Below are 20,078 nucleotides of genomic sequence, written 5' to 3' on the forward strand. Positions count from 1 at the left end.
TCACCAGCTCCGTATTGCCGTTGCCAATTTTTCTGTCATCGGTTCGATCACGCCGCCTTCATGGCCGAGCCTGATCAATGCCACGTCACGTTCCGCCGCGTCCGAAATCGGATAGAGACCAGGCGCCTTGGGCGCCGCATCGCCCGCCAGCTCCTCGACCGCGATCGCCTGCAGCGCCAGCGACAGGTCCATCACCTCGATCGGGTTGCCTTCGCCGCCCGAGCAGTTGATGCAATGTCCATCGACCATCACCCGGATACGGGCGCCGCCGGGGAGCGTGTATTCCACGACGCCCTGACGCACATCCTTGTCAGCCTTGAGCGAGCGCAGATACTCCATCGGCAGCTCGAAATCACCGCCGCCCGCGGTGCACAGGAAGGCGCCATCGGGCAATTTCCGCACATGGTCTTCCGTTATCACGCCCGCGATGCCGGTCGAGGCGAAGACGACTTCCGTATTCGGCGCGGCGAGCGCCACGCTCTTGACCGCATAGCCGTCATGGATCGCCTGCAGCGCCTTCACCGGATCGAGCTCGGCGACCGTTATGCGGGCGCCCAGAGCCGCGGCATGAATGGCGACGCCTTTGCCCACCCAGCCATAGCCGATGACCAGTACCTCGCGTCCCGCGAGCTGGAGATTCGTCATGTCGAGAAAAGCCATCACGCAGGATTGCCCGGTCCCATAGACATTGTCGAAGAGATATTTCATGCGCGAATCATTGACCGCGATGACGGGAATGCGCAACGCGCCCTCCTCATGCATGGCGCGCAGCGGACGTATGCCGCTGGTGGTCTCTTCCGCAGCGCCTATCATACCTGCAACAAGATCGGGGAATTCGCGATGCGCCAACCGGATGAGGCTGGCGCCGTCATCGATCAGGATATCAGGCTTCGTCTTCAGGAAATCGCGGGCCAGCTCGAGATCACGCGCCGCCGTGGCGCCGGCCTCGGCGAAAACCGCGAGACCTTGCGCCCTGAGCGCATGGACGACCCGCGCCTCGGTCGAGCTGCCACCACAATAGACGCTGACCTGGGCGCCCGCCTGTTTCAGCGCCAGAGCGAGATTGGCGGTCTTGGGCTCGAGCACCAGCGAGACGCCGACCTTCTTGCCATGCAGACGCCCGCCGGCGGCGAGACGCGCCGCAATCGTGTTGAGCACCGGCATGCCGCGCCCGGCCCAGGCGATGCGCTCCGCCCCTTCTTGAGCGAGATTGGCTGTCGTCACTTGGGCATTCCTTCTATCCACTGGGCGATATCGTCTTCCTGCTCGGAGCGCGCCTCGCTCAAGGAGATCCCCATGCTTTTGAGCTTCGCCGCTGCGATCGCGTCGTCGAGCGCCTTCGGAATGATATGGACACCGGGTGCAAGCTTGGCGGAGACGAGGTGATGGGCGCCCAAGCCCTGCACCGCAAAGGTGAGGTCCATGATTTCGACCGGATGGCCGCTGCCGCCGGCGATATTGACCAGCGCGCCGCCCGAAAGGACATGCAGGTCGCGCTCCTGCACGCGGAAGGTGGTAATGCCGGGCCGCGTCTCTTTGCGGTCATTGGTCAGGCCCGCCAGCACGTCGACATCGATCTCGAGATCATGATGGCCGGCATTGGCGAGGAGGACATCGTGATCGAGATGGGCGAATTCGCTCATGCCGACGGCGCGCATGCCGCCCGTCGCCGCGATCACCATGGTGGCCCCCGGCAGCATGTCGGCGGCGGTGCCGACCTTGTGGCCGTCCATATGGGCTTCCAGCGCCCGCACCGGATCGGTCTCGACGACACGCGTATGGGCGCCCATCGCCTTGGCATAAAGGGCGATGCCACGGCCGACATAACCATAGCCGATCACCGCTACGCGGGCGCCGGCGATCTGCCGGTTGGTGAGGCGCAAAATCGCCTGCAGCGTCGTTTGCCCCGTCGCATAGCGGTTGTCGAAAAGATGTTTGCAGCGCGCGTCATTGGCAGTGAGCGCGGCGAAAGGCAGCTTGCCCGCCGCGCGCAACGCATGGAGCCGCGCCGTGCCGGTCGTCGTCTCTTCGGAGACGCCTTTGAGATTGGCATAGAGCTTGGGCCGGAACTTGCCCATCCGCAGGGTGAGCTCGGCGCCGTCATCGATGATATAATGCGGGGCCCAATCGGCGGCGGCGAGAAGCTCGCGCTCCCAGCTCGCATGATCGCCATCGGGCGCCGAGACGACGGTGAGGCCGCGGGCCTTCAGGGCCTCGACCACCGGCCCTCTCGTTGTGCGCGGATTGCTGCCCGCCACGACCACTTCAGCGCCGGCATCGGCCAGCACGGTGGCGAGAAAGGCGGTCTTGGCCTCGAGATGCACGACGACGGCGATGCGGGCGCCCTTGAGCGCCCCGTCTGATAGAGTCTCGCGCACGAAGCCGTTGAGCACCGGCGAATGGCGGCTCACCCATTCGATCTGGGCCTGCCCGATCTCGACATCACTTTTGTCGGTCGCCACCTGCGTCATACCCCTCGATTGCCCCCGAATCCGCCTTTGCCCCCGCCGAAGTGACGGTTTATGGCTTATCTAAGCGCTTAGCTTCTGCTATTGTCAATGTATCTTTGAAATGTCCGGGAGCGCTATGCACAAGCAGGAGGCGATTAGCCATGGCTGATAGAGCCCGCCGTCCTACCCTTGCCGATGTCGCCCGGCTCGCCGGTACGTCGACCGCGGTGGTGAGCTATGTGCTCAATGACGGCCCCCGCGCCGTGGCGCCCCAGACCAAGGCCAAGGTCGAGCAGGCCATCGCCGAGCTCGGCTATCGGCGCAATCCGCTCGCCAGCGCTTTGATGGCCGGCCGCTCCAATCTCGTCGGGCTCCTGGTGCCCGATTCCTCCAACGCCTTCTTCAGCGAGCTGGCACGCGAATTCGAGCGCGAGGGCAAAGCGCGGGGCTTCCTCACCCTCATCGGCAACACGGCTTACGACCCGGCGGTCGAGCTCGATTATGAGCGCGCTTTCGCCGATCTGCGCCCGCGCGGCATTTTCGTCACCAGCATCACCGGCGATGCCGAAAGCCTCGATGGCTGCCCGCGCATCTATGTCCATTCGGCACCCGCCGGCGCCTCCGATCCGTGTGTGCTTTTCGACGATGTCGGCGGCGGCATCGCCGCAACCCGTCATCTGATCGGGCAAGGTTATGAGGACATCCATTGCATCGCCGGGCCCGATGATTTCGGCCCTTCCGGCAAACGTGAGCGCGGCTGGCAAAAGGCCATGAGCGAAGCCGGTCTCACGACGGAAGGCCGGCTCCATCGTGTGTCCTTCGAAAGGCTGGGCGCCGAAAACGCGCTGCGCCCCTTGCTGGCGAAGCCTGGACGTCCCCGCGCGATCTTCGCCACCACCGACGAGCAGGCACTGGCCGCCCTGCGCGCCGCCGCCGAAGCACGGCTCACCGTGCCGAAGGATATCGCGATCGTCGGCTTCGACGGCATCCGCGAGGCGCTTAATGGCAGCAGCCGCCTCACCACTTTCGCGCTGCCGCTCGCCGAGCTGGCGCGGCGCGCCTTCGAGGTGCTCGACGGCTGGAATGCGGCCGACAATCCCTCGCATATCATTGCGGGGGCCCTGCAGCGCGGCGAGACGTCCTGATCAGCCGAGCGTGGCGATCCCGTCGAGAAACACTTCGACCACGCGATCATAGTCGGCGGCGACGCAAACGCGGGTCTTCTGGCCGTTGCGCGGCTTGAGCACCGTCTGGCCGAGCTTCTCGCCATCGAGCCCCACTTCGACATCACCTTCTTCGATGCGGAAGAGCTCGGGCCGGAGTGCGGCGATGACGGTCGCAGGGTCATGCAGGCTGCAGCCTTTGGCGCCGCGCCCCAGATAGACGTCGATATAGAAATCCGAGATCGCCGCGAGAAACCCGCCGAATTTCGGCGCCCGCCTGGCGAGTGCGGCGAAATTCTCCTTCGTCACCGAGGTTCGGTCGGTGACATCGAGACCGACCAGAAGGATCTCGGCGCCGGAATTGAACACGATCTGCGCCGCATCGGGATCGTTATAGATATTCGCTTCGGCGAAGGGCGTCACATTTCCGCGCGCATGGACGACGCCGCCCATGATGACGATCCGCGCGACATTCTTCGCAAACTCGGGATCGCGCTCGATCGCCGCGGCGATATTGGTCAACGGCCCGATCGGGAACACCACCAATTCGCCCTTGTGTCGCTTGGCCTGGTCGATGAGGAAATCGACCGCCGGACTGTCGACCGCGCGGCCTTTGGGAGCTGGCGCCGGCAAGGCGCCGAAGCCCTGCTCGCCATGAATCCAGTGCACCGGCTCCCAGTGCCGTCCGCGCAACGGCTTGGGCAATCCCTGCGCCACCGGGATCGGACGGTCGAGCATCTCGACCAGATGCAGCGCATTACGCGTCCCCATCTCGACCGGAATGTTCCCATAGACGGAGGTCAGGCCGATGAGCTCGATCTCCGGACAGGACGCCGCGTAAAAAATCGCCATCGCATCGTCGACGCCCGGATCCGTATCGATAATCGCTTTCATTTCAAGCCCCATCACTGCTCAGGGCTTCATACATGACCTTTCCACGAGCACAAGATACTCCCTTGGCTTCGCCCCGCCCGCCGGACATAGTGCCCTCCATGCCCTTGCGCCCCAGCGTCTACGCCTTCGATTTCGGCGGCTTCAGGATCGCCACCCTGCTCGATGCGACGGATATCCGTGGTGGACTTGCCGAGAGCTTCGCCTTGGGTGAGCCGGAAGACCGCGTGCGTGCGCTGGCGGTGGCGAATTTCATCGATCCCGACCGCTTCGAGCATCCCTTCATTCCGGTCTTCGTCGACACGGGCAAGGTGAAGCTCCTGTTCGACACTGGTCTCGGTGAACCCGAAAGCGCCCTTCTCCACGGCCTCAGCCAGCTGGGTGTGGCGGCGGAGGAGATCGACATCGTGGTCCTCACCCATGGCCATCCCGATCACATTGGCGGCCTGATGACGGATGGCGCGCCGACCTTCTCGCGCGCGCGTTACGTGTTTGGCGCGGCGGCATTCGAGTTCTGGCGGCGCGGCGAAAATGTGCGGGCGGCGCGCCGCGCCAATCGCGAGCTGTTCCTGCGTAATTGCGCGCCCCTCGCCGACCGCGCGACCTTCGTCAATCCGGGCGACGAGATCCTACCCGGCATTACGGCGGTCGACGCCGCCGGTCATTCACCGGGCCTCCTCGCCTGGCGGATAGAAAGTGCGGACAGACGCCTGTTGATCTGGTCGGACACGTGCCTCCATTACATCGTGTCCTTGCAGCGGCCGGACTGGCGGGCGAATGTCGATGACGACAAGGAAGAGGCGGCGCGCGCGCGTCGGCGTCTCCTCACCTCGGCAGCCGAAGAGCGGGTCGTCATCGCCGGCTATCACATGCCTTTTCCCGGCCTCGGCTTTGTCGAGCGCACAGGCGACACTTTCCGCTGGGTGCCGGTCAGCTACCAGCTGAATCTGTGACTCTCATCAAAATCCGCCCGCCCGGCAAGCCGAACGGGCGGCGATCGCGATCGTCAGCCGATATAGGCCGGCACGATCACGATCTCTTCCTTCTTCGCCGGCTCGCCGACAGGCGGCAGTTGCAGCACCGTGGCGCGCTGTCCCTTGCGCAGATGCGTCACCAGCACGATCTTGCCGTCGGGAAACTCGAGCGCATCGTGAAAGGCATGCGGTTGATCCATATTGATCTGGGTGAACCGGGCGACTTTGCCGTCAAGTTCCGCATACTCCACACCGAGGCCGCCGAGCGTGGCGTGATTGCTTTCCACGCCATTCTCGAAAGCAAGTTCCGTACCCGGACGAAGACACGCGGCCACATCGGCGTGATCGACGCCACAGAAGCCATGCGTAGCCGAGCCGTCGAAGGCAGACGTTACCAGCTTGTCACCGACTTTCGCGGGACGAGAGGCGACGTGATGCAGACTATAATCGCACATCAGGGAATCTCCTCTACTGTGAACAGCCAGGATGGTTGTCCTGATCAAAGGCAGCACATCAAGGCGGCCATCCTGTGTCCGCAACATTACGGCTCAAGGTCGTAATGTCTCCGTAGCGCTTCGCGCAAATCATGCTGCTAATTTGGGAAGCATTGAAGATATGGGTTGAGACGGCGCTTTGTTCCAGCGCGATCACGGCAATTCAGACATGTGATCTCGAAATGTTTTGATCAGGAACTGGCGCGGAGCAGCTGGTCAGCCTGGGCGCGGGCTTCTTCCGTCACTTTGGCGCCGGACAGCATGCGGGCGATTTCCTCGCGCCGGCTCGCGGCACTCAGATCCTGTACGCGCGTCACCATGCGTTTCTTGCCGACCTCTTCCATCTTGCTGATCAGCATGTGCTGGCCGGCCAGTGCGGCGACCTGCGGCGAATGCGTCACCGCCAGAACCTGGAGTCCCTTGGCCAGGCGCGCCAGCCTGACGCCGATTGCATCGGCGACCGCGCCACCGACGCCGGTATCGATTTCGTCGAAGACCAAAGTGGGCGCCGATCCTTTGGCGGCCAGGATGACCTTGAGCGCCAGCATGAAGCGCGCCAGCTCGCCGCCCGAGGCGACTTTCATGAGGGGCGATAGAGGCGTGCCCGGATTGGCGGCGACGAGGAACTCCACCTTGTCGAAACCATGGCTCCCGCCCCGCCCGCGATCGGCTTCGACGCGCGTCTCGAAACGGGCTTTATCGAGCTTCAAAGGCGCCAGTTCCTTCACCACCGCATCGTCGAGCTTGCGCGCCACCTTCTTGCGCTTGTCGCTCAGTTTCGACGCCGCCTCGTCGAAGGCATCGCCATGCGCCCTATAGGCTGCCTCGAGCCGCGCCAGCTCGACGCCGCCATCGGCGATCGCCTGGAGGTCGCCTTCCATCTTCTCGCGGACAGCCGCAAGAGCATCGACCGTACATTTGTATTTGCGCGCCGCGGCGCGTAGCGCGAAGAGCCGTTCCTCCGACTCTTCCAGTTCACGCGGATTGAAGGCGAAGGAGCGCAGGGCTTCCGCCGAGGCGCGATGCGCCTCCCCCATTTCCTGCAGCACCCGGTCGAGTGCCTCACAGATGCGGTCGAGCCGGCCCTGCGCCTGGTCCTTGCGCCGTTCGAGCTTGCGCAGCGCCGCATTGAGCCGCGCCTCGACGGCGCCGTCGCCATTGAGCGCGTCTTCGGCATCGCTCAGCGCGCTGGCGAACTGCTCGGCATTCATCATCAGCTGACGCTTCTCGGCAAGCCGCGTTTCCTCTTCCGGCTGCGGATCGAGCTTGCGCAGCTCATCCGCCGCATGGGTCAGATACTCGCGCTCGGCTTCCGAGCGGGCGAGCCGCGCTTTGTGTTCGGCAAGCTGTGTTTCCGCCGCGCTCAGCGTCTCCCACAGATCGCGCACCTTCTCCGCTTCGGCATCGAGCCCGCCAAAGGCGTCGAGCAGCCGCCGGTGATTGGCGGAATTGACCAGCGCCCGGTCGTCATGCTGGCCATGAATCTCGGTCAGCGTGCCGGCGATCTGGCGCAGCAGATTGAGACTGACCGGCTGGTCGTTGACGCTGGCGCGGCTCGGACCGTCGGCATTCTGGATGCGGCGGATGACGAGTTCGCCCTCGGCCTCGATATCCTGCGCCGCGAGAAGGTCGAAGGCGGCATGCGCCTTGGGCAGCGAGAAGGCAGCGGTGACGACGCCTTTCTCGGCGCCGTTGCGCACCAGGCTGCTGTCGCCGCGGGCGCCCAGCGCCAGCCCCAGCGCGTCGAGGAGGATGGATTTGCCCGCCCCCGTCTCACCGGTGAGCACGGTAAGGCCGCGCTCGAGCGTGAGGTCGAGCTTTTCGATGAGGACGATGTCGCGGATGGAAAGCGCCGTCAGCATGGCGCCCTTATAGCTGAGTCTCAGAGAATGAAGTAGAGCATCGGCCCGAGAAGTGCGCGCGGTTCTCGGGCAAGCCGATGCGCAAAATCAAAGAGATAGAGCGCCGTAGCGAGTGCAACGAAGCGCCCGGCGCTCTAGAACGGATTGACCGAGCTCACGGCCTTGCTGATCCACGATTCCTTGTTCTCGGCCGGCAGGATGCCGTCATTCTGCAGGAGCGCATAGGCGTCCTGGTACCACTGGCTCTTCGGATAGTTATAGCCGAGCACGGCCGCGGCGGTCTGCGCTTCCGATTTGACGCCGAGGGCAAGATAGCCTTCGGTCAGGCGGTAGAGCGCTTCCGGCGTGTGCGAGGTGTTCTGATATTCGGTGATCACCCGCTTGAAGCGGTTGATGCCGGCCAGATAGGAGCCCTTCTTCAGGTAATAGCGGCCGACTTCCATTTCCTTGCCGGCGAGATGGTCGCGCGCCAGCGTCGCCTTGGCGGCGGCGTCCTGCGCATAGGCGGTGCCCGGATAGCGCCGGCTCACCTCTTCCAGCGAGGCGAGCGCCTTTTGGGTATTGGTCTGGTCGCGGCGGACATCGATGATCTGCTCGTAATTGCTGAGCGCGATCAGATAATAGGCGTAAGCCGCATCCTTGTGGCCCGGATGCAGCGTCAGGAAGCGTTGTGCCGCATTGATCGCCTCGTCATAGGCGTTGCGCTGATATTGCGCATAGGCCTGCATCAGCTGCGCCTTGGTGGCCCAGGCCGAATAAGGATGCTGGCGCTCGACCTCGGCGAAAGTCTTGGCGGCGGTGCGGTACTCGCCCGACTGCATCTGCTCGAGGCCCTTATTATAGAGCGGGCCGACAGGCTCGGACTGCTCGGGTGTCGCCATGTCGGGCGCGATGCCGTCGCCGGAGCCGGACGAGGCCGCCTGCGTCGAGGTCGACGACCCGCGGTCGAGCAGATTGGACATGCTGGAACAGGCGCTGAGAGCCAGCGCGACGGCAACGACGGAGCCAAGGCGCAAGCCCGTTGCAAACCGAACGCCAGTCCTGAACAGAAGAGTCAACCGTCGAATTCCCGCTTGAGATATCAGATGGGGCCGCCTTTTACCCCTCCATAAACAGGGATTCCAGCTGCCCATCTCACTTAGATGCAGAAAACCCGGCGGAAGTGTGACCGCCGGGCTTTTTGTCAACTGCTATAGTAACTTAAGCCTAGTTGGCTTGGCGGCGCAGAAACGCCGGAATCTCAAGCTGATCATCGTCATAGGCCGGCTGCGCGGCGCTCGTCACCGGCATCTGGGCAACCTGCGGGCGCTGTGCTTCGGGCTGTATGCGCGGCTCCTGGCGGGCCTGCGGAGCGGGCTCGCCTGCCGGCATGTCGCCCTTGCGGGAGAGGCCCACACCGGCCAGGCGCTCGAACAGGCCGCGCTTCTTCTTGGCGGCATGCTCGGCGATGTTCTCGATGCGGTTCTGCTGCGCGGCGATCTGGCGTTGCGCGATGGGCGGGAAGTCCTCAGGCGCCGGCATGCGGGGAGCCGCCTGCTGGGCGCGCGCCTGGTGCACCGCCTGCTGCATCGTCGCTACGTCCTCGTGGTGGTCGTCTTCGACGTCGGCTTCAGCATGCTGCATGGGCTGCGCTTGCGGCAGCGGCTGCGGCGGGGCGACACGTCTCACCTGCGGCGCCGGAGCGGCGGGCGCCATCTGGATCGGCGTCGGCTTCTTCACCGGGATCGGCTGCTTGCCCGTATAGCCGAAGACCGGACGGGAGGGAGCTTCCTGCTCTTCGGCCGCCTCATCGCCCAGATGCTCGGCCTGCTCGATGGCAAGGCCGGTGGCCACGACCGAGACGCGCATCGTGCCTTCGAGCGAGTCGTCGAACGTGGCGCCGAGGATGATGTTGGCTTCCGAATCCACTTCCTCGCGGATGCGGGTGGCGGCCTCGTCGACTTCGTAAAGGGTGAGATCGGGTCCGCCGGTGATCGAGATCAGGAGGCCGCGGGCGCCGCGCATCGACACGTCGTCGAGGAGCGGGTTGGAGATCGCCGCTTCGGCTGCTTCGATGGCGCGCTTCTCGCCGGAAGCCTCGCCGGTGCCCATCATCGCCTTGCCCATCTCGCTCATGATCGCGCGGACGTCGGCGAAGTCGAGATTGATGAGGCCTTCCTTGGTCATCAGCTCGGTGATCGAGGCGACGCCGGAATAGAGGACCTGGTCGGCCATGGCAAAGGCGGCCGCGAAAGTGGTCTTCTCGTTGGCGACGCGGAACAGGTTCTGGTTGGGGATGACGATCAGCGTATCGACATTCTTGGCGAGGAGCTCGATGCCGCGCTCCGCCGTCTGCATGCGGCGCACGCCTTCGAAGTGGAAGGGCTTGGTCACCACGCCGACGGTGAGGATGCCCTGCTCTTTCGCCGCGCGGGCGATGACGGGCGCCGCACCGGTACCGGTGCCGCCGCCCATGCCAGCGGTGATGAAGCACATGTGAGCCCCGGCCAGGTGGTCCAGGATCTCCGGCAGCGCCTCTTCGGCGGCGGCGGCGCCGATCTGCGGCTGCGAGCCGGCGCCCAAGCCTTGCGTCAAGGCGGTGCCCATCTGGATGCGCCTTTCAGCGACATTCTGGGTGAGCGCCTGCGCGTCGGTATTGGCGACGACGAACTCGACCCCTTCGAGGCGGCTCTCGATCATGTTGTTGACGGCATTCCCGCCGGCGCCGCCCACGCCGAAAACGGTGATGCGTGGTTTAAGTTCGGCCAAGCTCGGCACGGTGAGATTTATCGTCATATGAAGCACCTGGAAGTGAAGTTTTCCCCAGTGGGAATCTTTCTTACCCATTCAATAACAAATGGTTAATAAACGCTAACCACCCCATATTTATTTGAATCAAAATTGACTCAGAACGGGGCATGGGAAGGGTATTTCCTTGACCATTGGCCGCGCACTTGCCGCGCGGAAGTTGAATCTCCTTCTCAAGAAGACTCGATAAATCTCTGAATTAAAAAGAATTTATCCCGCGAATAGAAAAAGGCGCCCCACTCTGAGGGACGCCTTCGAACTGGATTCAAAAATTACGTTCAGAAACTATCGGCGATCCACTTGCCGACCCGGCGCAGGTAACCCGCTTCGGCCTCTTTCATGGCCTGGCGGGCGATGGCCGCGGCATGGTGGATGTCGGGTTTGAGCGCATAGTTGAGAAGCCCATAGGCGGTGGCGAAGGCCGGCGAGCGCGCCGCCTCCGGCATGCCCGCGACCGGCAAGGGCGCCCCGAGCCTGATCTGCCGGTTGAGCCACTGGGCGGCGATCTCGCGCGCGCCCGTCAGCTCGCTCCCGCCCCCGGTCAGCACGACGCGCGAGCCGGCGAGCTTGGCGAAGCTCGCTTTGTCGAGGCGGTCGCGCACCATTTCGAGGATCTCTTCGAGCCTGGGCTTGATGATGCCGGTCAGCATCGACTTGGGCGCATGATAGATCGTATCGACACCGCGTTCGCCGAGCAGCGGCACCGCCACCGTCTCGCGATCGTCGAGCACCGTCGCCATGGCACTGCCCCACAGGGTCTTCATGCGCTCGGCATGGGCGATGGTGGTCGAGAGCCCGCGCGCAATGTCGTGGGTGATATGCATGCCGCCGATCGGAATGACGTCGGCGAAGACAAGGTGCCCGTCATGGAAGGAGGCGATGCCGGTGGTGGAGCCGCCCATGTCGATGAGCGTGACACCGAGCTTGATCTCGTCCTCGGCAAGGACCGAACGCGACGCGGCATAAGGGGCGACAACATAGTCGGCGACGGAGAGATGGCAGCGCTCGATCACCAGCGCCAGATTGCGCAAGGCGGCGGGCTCGGCCGAGACGACATTGACTTCGGCGGTAAGCGTCGTGCCGAACATGCCCACGGGCTCCATGACGCCGCGGGCATCATCGAGATGGAACTGCGCCAACGCCGTGTGCAGCGTGCGCCGGCCCGCCTGATGACCTTGCGCCAGCGCCGCGCGCGTTGCCGCTTCGACATCGCCAGGACTGACCTGGCCCGTCTCGGTCGGGATCGACGCCGCATAGGAATTGGATTGCGGCCGCCCGCCCGCCACATTGACGAAAACGGAGGTGATGGTGCGCTTCGCCATCTTCTCGGCGGCATCGACGGCGAGCCTTATGGCGCGCTCGGCCTGGTCGAGATCGACGATGGCGCCATTACGGGTGCCGCGCGAGGCCTGGCAGCCGAAGCCGAGCACACGCAGTGCTGCGGCTTCCTTGCCGTCGGCGCTGCGCCGGTTCTGGCTCACCACTTCGCCGATGAGGCAGCTGATCTTGGTGGCGCCGATATCGAGGGCCGCGACGACGCTGCCCTTGGCGGCGACCGGGGGCTTTGCATCTCCCTTCACAGGCAATTCAATGACGGTCATGCAAAAGTCCCTTCCCCACGCACGGACAAAACTACTGCTGCTGGCTTACCTTGAAGTTCTTAATATCTTTTTCAGGCGCGACCGCTTCCGGCAACTCGACGATCATTTCATTCGGCAGCCTGAGATCGATCGACTTGACGCCTTTGCTCAGGATCTTCTGGCTGCGGTCGAGCTGGGCAAGCGCTTCGAGCGCCTTGGCCGGATCCTTTTCGGGCAGCGCCACCGTCATGCCATTGTCGAGATAGAGCGTCCAGCGCCGCTCGCCGACGCGCGCGGCGGCGGTCACATGCCGCTTCACCTTGGGCACCTGATCGAGCTGGCCCACCAGTTCGGCTGCGGCGCGATGGGCGCCTTCGCCGGTGACGAGCAGCAGCGAGGCGAGCCGGCGCGGATCGAGCGTGCTCATCGCGGTGCCGGTCTGGTCGATCACATAATGCGCCCCGTCACGCTGCCAGATGGCGAATGGCTGTCGCTCGCTGACGACGATGTCGAGCCGGTTGGGATATTTGCGCATCACCCGCGCCGAGGCGACCCAGTCGAGATTTTCGAGGAGCGCGCGCGCCCTGGCCGCATCGAAGCCGACCAGCGAGCCACCGGGCTGAACGCCCAGCGCGTTGAGCAGCGTTTCCGGTTCCTGATGCACGAGACCGGTGATGCGGATATCGTCGGCGGCGAAACCGAGCGAGCTCGCGATCTGCCCCGGAAGCTTGCGCCACGGGCTGCCGTCGTAATCGAGATGACCGCCAATGACGAGGCCGTGCAGGATCGATCCGAACAGCAGCGTGCAGGCCCCGGCCCTGGCGATGAAGCGTGTCCGGAAGCTCGGCCCCTTGGGCGGCAGCCGGCGGAAGAACTGGAACGCGCGGCGGCGGATTTCCTGTGCGGGTTTCATCTGTTCACCGAGGCGTCATTGACCATCCAGGTCACCAGATCCTCGTAAGTGTGCCCGGCATGCGCCGCGAGCTCAGGGACGAGCGATGTGCCCGTCATGCCCGGCTGGGTATTGACCTCGAGGAGGATCAGTTCGCCGTCGCTGCCCGGCGTGTCGTCATAGCGGAAATCCGCCCGGCTCACGCCCTTGCAGCCGAGCGCCTGATGGGCGGCCAGCGCATATTGCTGCACCTTGCGATAGACATCGCGCGGGATCTCCGCCGGCAGCACATGGACCGATCCGCCCGGCGCATATTTCGCCTTGTAGTCGTAGAAGCCGACCGCCGGCAGGATGTCGATGACGCCGAGGGCGACATCGCCCATCACCGCGCAAGTGAGCTCCTTGCCGGGAATGAAGCGCTCTGCCAGCACCTGGTCGCCGAACAGCTCACGCTCTTCGAGGATCATCGCGGCGGGGCCATTGGAGCTGTGGTCGACGATATGGACGCCGACGCTCGAGCCTTGCGCCTGCGGCTTCAGCACATAGGGCAACGGCAAGGGATGCTGAGTGGCGGCCAATTCGAGATCGACGACGCGGCTCTCGGCGACCGGGACGCCGGCGGCGGCGAACAGGATCTTCGACTTCACCTTGTCCATCGCGATGGCCGAGGCGCGCACCCCCGAATGCGTATAGGGAATTTCCATGGTCTCGAGGATCGCCGCCATGCAGCCATCCTCGCCCCATTTGCCGTGCAGCGCATTGAAGGCGACATCGGGATTCAGATCGGCGAGAACTTCCGCGATATTGCGCTTCACGTCGATCGGTGTGACCTGGAAGCCGGCGCGGCGCAGCGCATCGGCGCAGCCCTCGCCGGTCGACAGCGAGACTTCGCGCTCGGCCGACCAGCCGCCCATCAGGACGGCGACATGAGTGAATTTCGGATCACGCACAGGCATCACGCGCCCTCCGCCGGAATGCCGATGCGCTTGATCTCCCAGTCGAGTTCGATGCCGGATGTCGTCTTCACGCGTTGCCTTATGGTTTCGCCGAGTTCCTCGATCTGGGCGGCAGTGGCGCCGCCTTCATTGATGAGGAAGTTGCAATGGAGTTCGGAGACTTTCGCCGGCCCGATGGCGAAGCCCCGCAGGCCCGCCTGGTCGATCAGCTGCCAGGATTTGTGCCCGGGCGGATTCTTGAAGGTCGAGCCGCCGGTGCGGCTCTTGATCGGCTGCGTCGCCTCGCGCCGCTCCGTCACTTCGTTCATGGCGCGCGCGATCTCGTCCTTATCTCCCGCAGCACCCTGTAGAAGCGCTTGCGTGAAGATGAAGTCCTCCGGCGCACCGCAATGACGGTACGTATACTGCATGTCGGCATTCGACAGCACGTGAAGCGATCCCCTCCGGTCAACGGCCCGCGCCTCGATAAGAACGTCCTTGGTCTCGCGACCATAGGCTCCACCATTCATCCGAAGCGCGCCGCCAATCGTGCCGGGTATACCTCTCAGAAAGGTTAATTCTCCGATACTATGATCGAGGGCAAAACGCGCCACCCTGACGTCAGGTACGGCCGTTCCAGTCCTGATCCGATGCCCCGGCTCGAGCGTCGTTTCGGCAAAGCCTTTGCCGAGCCGGATGACCATGCCCGGCACGCCGCCATCGCGCACCAGGAGGTTGGAGCCGACGCCGATCACATAGACCGGCACCTCGGCGGGCGTCGCCTTCAGCATCGAGGCGAGGTCGTCCTCGTCCGCCGGCGTGAACAGCACTTCCGCCGGACCGCCGACCCGGAACCAGGTCAGATCCGCCAGCGGCGCATTGGCTTCGATCCTGCCGCGCGGCTTGGGCAGCCGGGCCAGCAGTTTTTCCCCATCCAGTTTCGCCATCATGCCGCTCCGGCTTTGCCGTCGAGGACGGCGAGCTGACCCGGCAAGGCATAGGCCCATTGGGTGATCGTGCCGGCGCCGAGGCAGACGACGATGTCGCCCGGCCTCACCAGCGACTTCACCAGATCTGGCAATTGCTCCGGCGCGTCGATCTTGTGCACGCTGCGATGGCCGCGCGCGCGCAGCCCGTCGGCGAGCGCATCATGGCTCGCCCCCTCGATCGGCGCTTCGCCCGCCGAATAGACCGGCGCCACGACGACCGTGTCGGCATCGTTGAAGCACGAGCAGAATTCCTGAAACAGCGAGGAGAGCCTGGTATAGCGATGCGGTTGCATCACCGCGACGACCTTGCCTTGCGTGACGCCGCGCGCCGCGCGCAACACCGCCGCGATCTCGACCGGGTGGTGGCCGTAATCGTCGAACACCGCCACGCCATCATGCTCGCCGGTGCGGGTGAAGCGGCGCTTGACGCCGGCAAAGCTCTTGAAGCCCGCGCGGATCTGGTCATCGGAGATGCCGAGCTCGCGCGCCACCGCCAAGGCCGACGTGGCATTGAGCGCATTATGATCGCCCGGCATCGAGAGGCTTAAATTCATGATGTCGTGGACGGCCGAGTTGCGCCGGTCGGTGATACGAACCGAGAATTTCATCTCGCCATTGCTGTAATGCGTATCGACGAGGCGGATATCGGCCTGCGGGCTGCGCCCATAGGTAATGATGCGGCGGTCGCGCACCCGCCCGATCAGCGCCTGCACTTCCGGATGATCGATGCACATCACGGCGAAGCCGTAGAACGGAATGTTCTCGACGAAAGCGAGGAACGCCTCCTTGGCCTTGTCGAACGAGCCATAGTGGTCGAGATGCTCGGGATCGATATTGGTGACGATCACCACATCGGCCGGGAGCTTCACGAAGGTGCCGTCGGATTCATCCGACTCGACCACCATCCAGTCGCCCTTGCCGAGCCTGGCATTGGTGCCATAGGCATTGATGATGCCGCCATTGATGACGGTCGGATCGAGGCCGCCGGAATCGAGCAGCGCCGCGACCAGCGAGGTCGTCGTCGTCTTGCCATGCGTGCCGCCCACCGCCACGCAGGATTTGAAACGCATCAGCTCGGCCAGCATTTCGGCACGGCGCACGATCGGCAGGAAGCGCCGGCGCGCTTCGACCAGCTCGGGGTTTTCCGGTTTCACCGCCGAGGAGACGACCACCACCTGCGCCTCGCCCAGATTGGCGGCGTCATGGCCGATCGATACGGCGATGCCGTTCTTGCGCAGGCGCGCGGTATTGTAATTGTCGGTGAGGTCGGAGCCTTGCACCTTGTAGCCGAGCGTCGCCATCACCTCGGCGATACCGCTCATGCCGATGCCCCCAATCCCGATGAAATGGATCGGCCCGACGTCGCGCGGAAGTTTCATTTCTGTATCGTCTCCATGGTTGCGCGGGCGGCCAGGTCCTCGACCAGATCGGCGAGGCGCTCGGCGGCGTCCGGCATGCCTAGCGCCAGGGCAGCTCGCGCCGCCCCGGCCAGTTCGGCGTCTTGATACCTGAGCCGGGTCAGGAATGCAGCGAATTCTTGCGGCTCCAATTCGGCCTGTGGACGCACCCAGCCGCCGCCCTTTCCGGCAAAAAATTCCGCATTATGGAGCTGGTCGTTGTCTAGGGCATGCGGCAGCGGCACCATGACCGCTGGCCTGCCGATGACGCCAAGCTCAGCGATGGTCGAGGCGCCCGACCGGCAGACGATGAGCTGCGCGTCGGCAAAACGTTGCGGCATATCGGCGAAGAACGAGGCGAGCTCGAAGGCGATGTCGAGCGTGCCGTAAGCCGCCTTCACCCGCTCGATATCCTCGGGCCGGCACTGCTGCACGATCTTGAGGTGGCGCAACACCGCCTTGGGCAGGAGCTTCACCACTTGCGGCATGAATTCGGCGAAGAAGCGGGCCCCCTGGCTGCCGCCAAAGACCAGCAGATTGAACGGCTCGTCCGCGGCGGCGGCGTGAAAAGGCGCCCCCTGCTTTTCGAGCACGATGCCGCGCACCGGATTGCCGGTGTAGCGCAGCTTGTCCTTGGAGGCCGCCGGCAGGCGGCCGAGCGTCGGGAAAGACGAGGCGACCGCGTCGGCGAAACGCGACAGCACACGGTTGGCGCGGCCCATCACCGCATTCTGGTCGTGGATCAGTGACGGGATCTTGAGCCGCGAGGCGGCGATGACCGGCGGAAAGGACGGATAGCCGCCGAAACCCGCGACGGCAGCGGGCTTCAGGCGCTCGAGAACACCGCGCGCCGTCTGATACCCCTTGTAGAGGCGCATGAGCTGGCCCGGCAGCAGATGCGGCTTGCCCGGCGAGATCGTCGCCGCCGGCACCAGATGGGTTTCGAGTGCGGGAAAGGCGCGACCGTAGTCGCGCACCCGTTCATCCGTCATCAGATGAATGGCGTAGCCCCGCCGGACCAGCGCCTCGGCGAGCGCCTGGGCCGGGAAGAGATGGCCGCCGGTGCCGCCGGCGGCGAGAACGATGAGCCGCGACGTCATCGGATCGCTCAAGCCGTCGCCGCCGCCCGCCAGGCGGGATCGCTCTCGACCGCGAGGGTGCGCGAGCGCGCGAAGGCGAGCACGAGTCCCATGGCGAACGCCATGCCGATGAGTGACGAGCCGCCATAGGAGATGAAAGGCAAGGTCATGCCCTTGGCCGGCAGCAGCGAGACGTTCACGCCCATATTGATGACGGCCTGCAGGCCGAAGATCACCGCGAGCCCGCTCATCGACAGCGCCGCGAACGGATCGGGCTCCGTTTTGGCGCGGCCGAGAATGCGAATGACGATGAAGGCAAAGAGCAGGATCAGGCCCATGCAGGCGATGAAGCCGAATTCCTCGCCCACCACGGCGAAGGTGAAGTCGGTATGGGCGTCGGGCAGGATCTGCTTCGCCTCGCCGCCGCCGGGACCGGCGCCGAACAGGCCGCCATTCAGGAAGGCCTGCGTCGCGGTGTCGACCTGGAACGTGTCGCCCTTCTCCGGGTTGAGGAAGCGGTCGATGCGCGAGGCGACATGCGGGATCGCTTCATAAGCGAGGAATACGCCGGCGACGGCCAGCGCGCTGATGCCGAAAACCAGGATCCACGGAATGCCATAGATGAGCAGAAGTGCGATGAAGGTCAGCACGACCAGCGCCGACTGGCCGAAGTCCGGCTGCAGGATGAGCAGGCCGACAAAGCCGCCGCACAGGAGCAGCGCGATCGGCAGGCCCGGCATGCCGGGCTTGCGCGTCTGCTCGGCGAGGAACCACGCCACCATCACGATGAAGCCCGGCTTGGCGAGCTCGGAGGGCTGCAGATTGATCGGACCGATATCGATCCAGCGATGGGCGCCTTTAATCTCAGGCCCGTAGAACAGCGCCAGGACCATCAAGGCGAGCGAGCCGAAGAAGACCAGGAAGGCGACACGGCGCGCCTGTAAGGGCTCGAGCAGGCTGGTGGCGGTGAGGACGACGACCGCGATGCCCAGATAGAAGAGCTGGTTGCGGAAGAAGTGGAAGCTGTCGAGACCGAGCCTGGCGGCCACCGGCGGGCTGGCCGCCATGCTGATCAGCACGCCCGCCGCCATGAGCAGCAGCACGGCGCTCAGGAGCAAGCGATCGACGGTGAACCACCAGGAGGCGAAGAGCCCCCGGTCACTGCGGCTTATCAGCATGTCCGTTCCCCTTTACGGTCATCCGGATGCCTGGCAACGCGGCCACCGCCTTGCCGAAGGCATCCCCCCTCACTTCGAAATTCGGATAGTGGTCGAAGGACGCGCAGGCGGGCGACAGCAGCACCACCGCGTTCCTGTTGCCGTCCTTCGCCGCGTCTTGCGCGGCCGCCGCGACCGCTCTGTCGAGCGTGCCTGTCTTCACGAAAGGCGCCTGGTCCCCGATCGTACGGGCGAACTCGTCCGCCGCTTCGCCGATGAGATAGGCGCGTCTGATCTTCGGGAAGAACGAAGCCAAGGGCGTGATGCCGCCGGCCTTGGCGATGCCGCCGGCGATCCAATAGATGTCGTCGAAAGAGGCGAGCGCCTTGGCCGCCGCATCGGCGTTTGTCGCCTTGGAATCGTTGATGAAGGCGACGCCGTCGAGACGGCCGATCTCCTGCATCCGATGCGCCAGGCCGCCGAAGCTCATCAGGCCCTGACGGATCTCGTCGAGCGTAAGGCCGAGGGCGCGCCCCGCCCCATAGGCCATGGCGGCGTTCTGCCAATTGTGCCGGCCTTTGAGCGCCGGCAACTTCCTGAGATCGAGCGTCGCGATGTCCCGGCCGCCCTGGCGTTCAGTGAGAATGCCATCGGGCGCCGACAGGCCTTCGGCAAGCATCCGCTCGACCGAAACCGGAACCACGCGCGCGCCGGTCTTCATCGATTTGACGATGTCCTCGCCCCAATTTTCGTCGACGCCGACAATCGCGGTGTCCCCTGCCCCTTGGCGGGCGAACATCCGCGCTTTGACATCGACATAGTTCTCGATCGTGCCATGCCGGTCGAGATGGTCGGGGGTGATGTTGGTGAGGATGCCGGCATCGGGCTTGAGGCTCGGCATCAGATCGATCTGGAAGGACGACAGCTCCAGCACATAGATGCGGTCCTTGACCGGCTGGCGCAGCAGGAACACCGCCTTGCCGATATTGCCGCCGACATCGGCATCGCGGCCCGCCGATTGGAAGAGATGACCAGTGAGCGCCGTCGTCGTCGACTTGCCGTTGGTGCCGGTGATCGCCACAAGCTTGGCGCCGCTGCCTTTGAGCTCACGCTGAAAGACTTCCGTGTCGCCGATGATTTCGATGCCGGCGGCTTTCGCCTTCTCGACCGTCCAATGCGGCTTCGGATGAGTGAGCGGCACGCCGGGGCTCAACACCAGCGTATCGAGTGTCTTGAAGTCCAGCGCCTTGAGATCACCGACCGGCAGGCCGTCGGCTTTCGCCTTCTCGACCGATTGCGCCTGGTCGTCCCAGGCGAAGACCTCGGCACCACCCAGCCGCAAGGCCTCGGCGCAGGCCGTGCCCGAGCGGGCGAGACCGAAGACCCCGACCTTCCTGCCCGCGAATGTCTTGGCTGGAAACATCAGGC

General features: G+C 64.6%; 17 protein-coding genes. 2 read left to right on the forward strand and 15 right to left on the reverse strand.

The genetic code is table 11. The annotated features are described in order from the left end of the window. Both JHL16_RS03710 and JHL16_RS03715 read right to left on the reverse strand, forming a co-directional pair. The gene (locus JHL16_RS03710; protein WP_200183536.1) at positions 1 to 1,224 is read right to left on the reverse strand and encodes an adenosylhomocysteinase; all 1,224 of its coding nucleotides are present in this window, start codon (positions 1,222 to 1,224) and stop codon (positions 1 to 3) included. Further along, positions 1,221 to 2,462 carry an adenosylhomocysteinase gene (locus JHL16_RS03715; RefSeq protein WP_200183537.1) on the reverse strand — a complete coding sequence of 414 codons (1,242 nt, stop codon included), beginning with the start codon at positions 2,460 to 2,462 and terminating at the stop codon, positions 1,221 to 1,223. The genes JHL16_RS03710 and JHL16_RS03715 overlap by 4 nt, the downstream gene beginning before the upstream one ends. Positions 2,463 to 2,611: 149 nt before the next feature. On the opposite strand from JHL16_RS03715, the gene JHL16_RS03720 reads away from it, so the two are divergent. Beyond that, entirely contained in the window at positions 2,612 to 3,595 is a 984-nt protein-coding gene (locus tag JHL16_RS03720) for a LacI family DNA-binding transcriptional regulator (RefSeq protein WP_200183538.1), read from the forward strand. Here JHL16_RS03720 and JHL16_RS03725 read toward each other — a convergent pair whose 3' ends face one another. Beyond that, on the reverse strand, positions 3,596 to 4,507 hold the full coding sequence (locus JHL16_RS03725) for a nucleoside hydrolase (RefSeq protein WP_200183539.1): 912 nt from the start codon (positions 4,505 to 4,507) through the stop codon (positions 3,596 to 3,598). Positions 4,508 to 4,605: 98 nt separating this feature from the next. On the opposite strand from JHL16_RS03725, the gene JHL16_RS03730 reads away from it, so the two are divergent. After that, entirely contained in the window at positions 4,606 to 5,457 is an 852-nt protein-coding gene (locus tag JHL16_RS03730; RefSeq protein WP_200183540.1) for an MBL fold metallo-hydrolase, read from the forward strand. Between the two features lie 53 nt (positions 5,458 to 5,510). Here the strand turns inward: JHL16_RS03730 and JHL16_RS03735 are convergent, their stop codons facing one another. From JHL16_RS03735 to murD, 12 genes are all read right to left on the reverse strand, one after another. After that, entirely contained in the window at positions 5,511 to 5,933 is a 423-nt protein-coding gene (locus JHL16_RS03735) for a hypothetical protein (RefSeq protein WP_200183541.1), read from the reverse strand. A 230-nt stretch (positions 5,934 to 6,163) separates the two neighbouring features. Then, positions 6,164 to 7,834 carry a DNA repair protein RecN gene (gene recN / locus JHL16_RS03740; RefSeq protein ID WP_200183542.1) on the reverse strand — a complete coding sequence of 557 codons (1,671 nt, stop codon included), beginning with the start codon at positions 7,832 to 7,834 and terminating at the stop codon, positions 6,164 to 6,166. A gap of 134 nt (positions 7,835 to 7,968) precedes the next feature. Continuing rightward, complete coding sequence (locus JHL16_RS03745) at positions 7,969 to 8,850, reverse strand: outer membrane protein assembly factor BamD (RefSeq protein WP_246770752.1); 882 nt, start codon at positions 8,848 to 8,850, stop codon at positions 7,969 to 7,971. 190 nt (positions 8,851 to 9,040) lie between these two features. Continuing rightward, entirely contained in the window at positions 9,041 to 10,609 is a 1,569-nt protein-coding gene (gene ftsZ / locus JHL16_RS03750) for a cell division protein FtsZ (RefSeq protein WP_200183544.1), read from the reverse strand. A gap of 290 nt (positions 10,610 to 10,899) precedes the next feature. Next, positions 10,900 to 12,222, reverse strand: a complete 1,323-nt coding sequence (gene ftsA / locus JHL16_RS03755; RefSeq protein ID WP_200183545.1) for a cell division protein FtsA — start codon at positions 12,220 to 12,222, stop codon at positions 10,900 to 10,902. A gap of 31 nt (positions 12,223 to 12,253) precedes the next feature. After that, on the reverse strand, positions 12,254 to 13,114 hold the full coding sequence (locus JHL16_RS03760) for a cell division protein FtsQ/DivIB (RefSeq protein WP_200183546.1): 861 nt from the start codon (positions 13,112 to 13,114) through the stop codon (positions 12,254 to 12,256). After that, positions 13,111 to 14,049: a D-alanine--D-alanine ligase gene (locus JHL16_RS03765; protein ID WP_137858352.1), complete on the reverse strand. Its 939-nt coding sequence runs from the start codon at positions 14,047 to 14,049 to the stop codon at positions 13,111 to 13,113. Before JHL16_RS03765 ends, JHL16_RS03760 begins: the two co-directional genes overlap by 4 nt. After that, positions 14,049 to 14,978: a UDP-N-acetylmuramate dehydrogenase gene (murB, locus tag JHL16_RS03770; RefSeq protein ID WP_420884510.1), complete on the reverse strand. Its 930-nt coding sequence runs from the start codon at positions 14,976 to 14,978 to the stop codon at positions 14,049 to 14,051. The genes JHL16_RS03765 and murB overlap by 1 nt, the downstream gene beginning before the upstream one ends. Next, on the reverse strand, positions 14,975 to 16,396 hold the full coding sequence (gene murC / locus JHL16_RS03775; RefSeq protein WP_200183547.1) for a UDP-N-acetylmuramate--L-alanine ligase: 1,422 nt from the start codon (positions 16,394 to 16,396) through the stop codon (positions 14,975 to 14,977). The genes murB and murC overlap by 4 nt, the downstream gene beginning before the upstream one ends. Continuing rightward, entirely contained in the window at positions 16,393 to 17,514 is a 1,122-nt protein-coding gene (murG, locus tag JHL16_RS03780; protein ID WP_200183548.1) for an undecaprenyldiphospho-muramoylpentapeptide beta-N-acetylglucosaminyltransferase, read from the reverse strand. The genes murC and murG overlap by 4 nt, the downstream gene beginning before the upstream one ends. Positions 17,515 to 17,522: 8 nt before the next feature. Beyond that, complete coding sequence (gene ftsW / locus JHL16_RS03785) at positions 17,523 to 18,668, reverse strand: putative lipid II flippase FtsW (protein ID WP_420884516.1); 1,146 nt, start codon at positions 18,666 to 18,668, stop codon at positions 17,523 to 17,525. Beyond that, on the reverse strand, positions 18,652 to 20,073 hold the full coding sequence (gene murD / locus JHL16_RS03790) for a UDP-N-acetylmuramoyl-L-alanine--D-glutamate ligase (RefSeq protein ID WP_200183550.1): 1,422 nt from the start codon (positions 20,071 to 20,073) through the stop codon (positions 18,652 to 18,654). The genes ftsW and murD overlap by 17 nt, the downstream gene beginning before the upstream one ends. Between the last annotated feature and the right edge of the window lie 5 nt (positions 20,074 to 20,078).

The sequence above is a fragment of the Taklimakanibacter albus genome (assembly GCF_016595235.1).
Classification (GTDB): Bacteria; Pseudomonadota; Alphaproteobacteria; order Rhizobiales; family Aestuariivirgaceae; genus Taklimakanibacter; species Taklimakanibacter albus.

Coding starts and splice junctions, on each gene's coding strand:
- JHL16_RS03720 (WP_200183538.1), top strand. CDS start 2,612: ATGGCTGATAGAGCCCGCCGTCCTACCCTTGCCGATGTCGCCCGGCTC.
- JHL16_RS03725 (WP_200183539.1), bottom strand. CDS start 4,507: ATGAAAGCGATTATCGATACGGATCCGGGCGTCGACGATGCGATGGCG.
- JHL16_RS03730 (WP_200183540.1), top strand. CDS start 4,606: ATGCCCTTGCGCCCCAGCGTCTACGCCTTCGATTTCGGCGGCTTCAGG.
- JHL16_RS03735 (WP_200183541.1), bottom strand. CDS start 5,933: ATGTGCGATTATAGTCTGCATCACGTCGCCTCTCGTCCCGCGAAAGTC.
- recN (WP_200183542.1), bottom strand. CDS start 7,834: ATGCTGACGGCGCTTTCCATCCGCGACATCGTCCTCATCGAAAAGCTC.
- ftsZ (WP_200183544.1), bottom strand. CDS start 10,609: ATGACGATAAATCTCACCGTGCCGAGCTTGGCCGAACTTAAACCACGC.
- ftsA (WP_200183545.1), bottom strand. CDS start 12,222: ATGACCGTCATTGAATTGCCTGTGAAGGGAGATGCAAAGCCCCCGGTC.
- JHL16_RS03760 (WP_200183546.1), bottom strand. CDS start 13,114: ATGAAACCCGCACAGGAAATCCGCCGCCGCGCGTTCCAGTTCTTCCGC.
- JHL16_RS03765 (WP_137858352.1), bottom strand. CDS start 14,049: ATGCCTGTGCGTGATCCGAAATTCACTCATGTCGCCGTCCTGATGGGC.
- murB (WP_420884510.1), bottom strand. CDS start 14,978: ATGATGGCGAAACTGGATGGGGAAAAACTGCTGGCCCGGCTGCCCAAG.
- murC (WP_200183547.1), bottom strand. CDS start 16,396: ATGAAACTTCCGCGCGACGTCGGGCCGATCCATTTCATCGGGATTGGG.
- murG (WP_200183548.1), bottom strand. CDS start 17,514: ATGACGTCGCGGCTCATCGTTCTCGCCGCCGGCGGCACCGGCGGCCAT.
- murD (WP_200183550.1), bottom strand. CDS start 20,073: ATGTTTCCAGCCAAGACATTCGCGGGCAGGAAGGTCGGGGTCTTCGGT.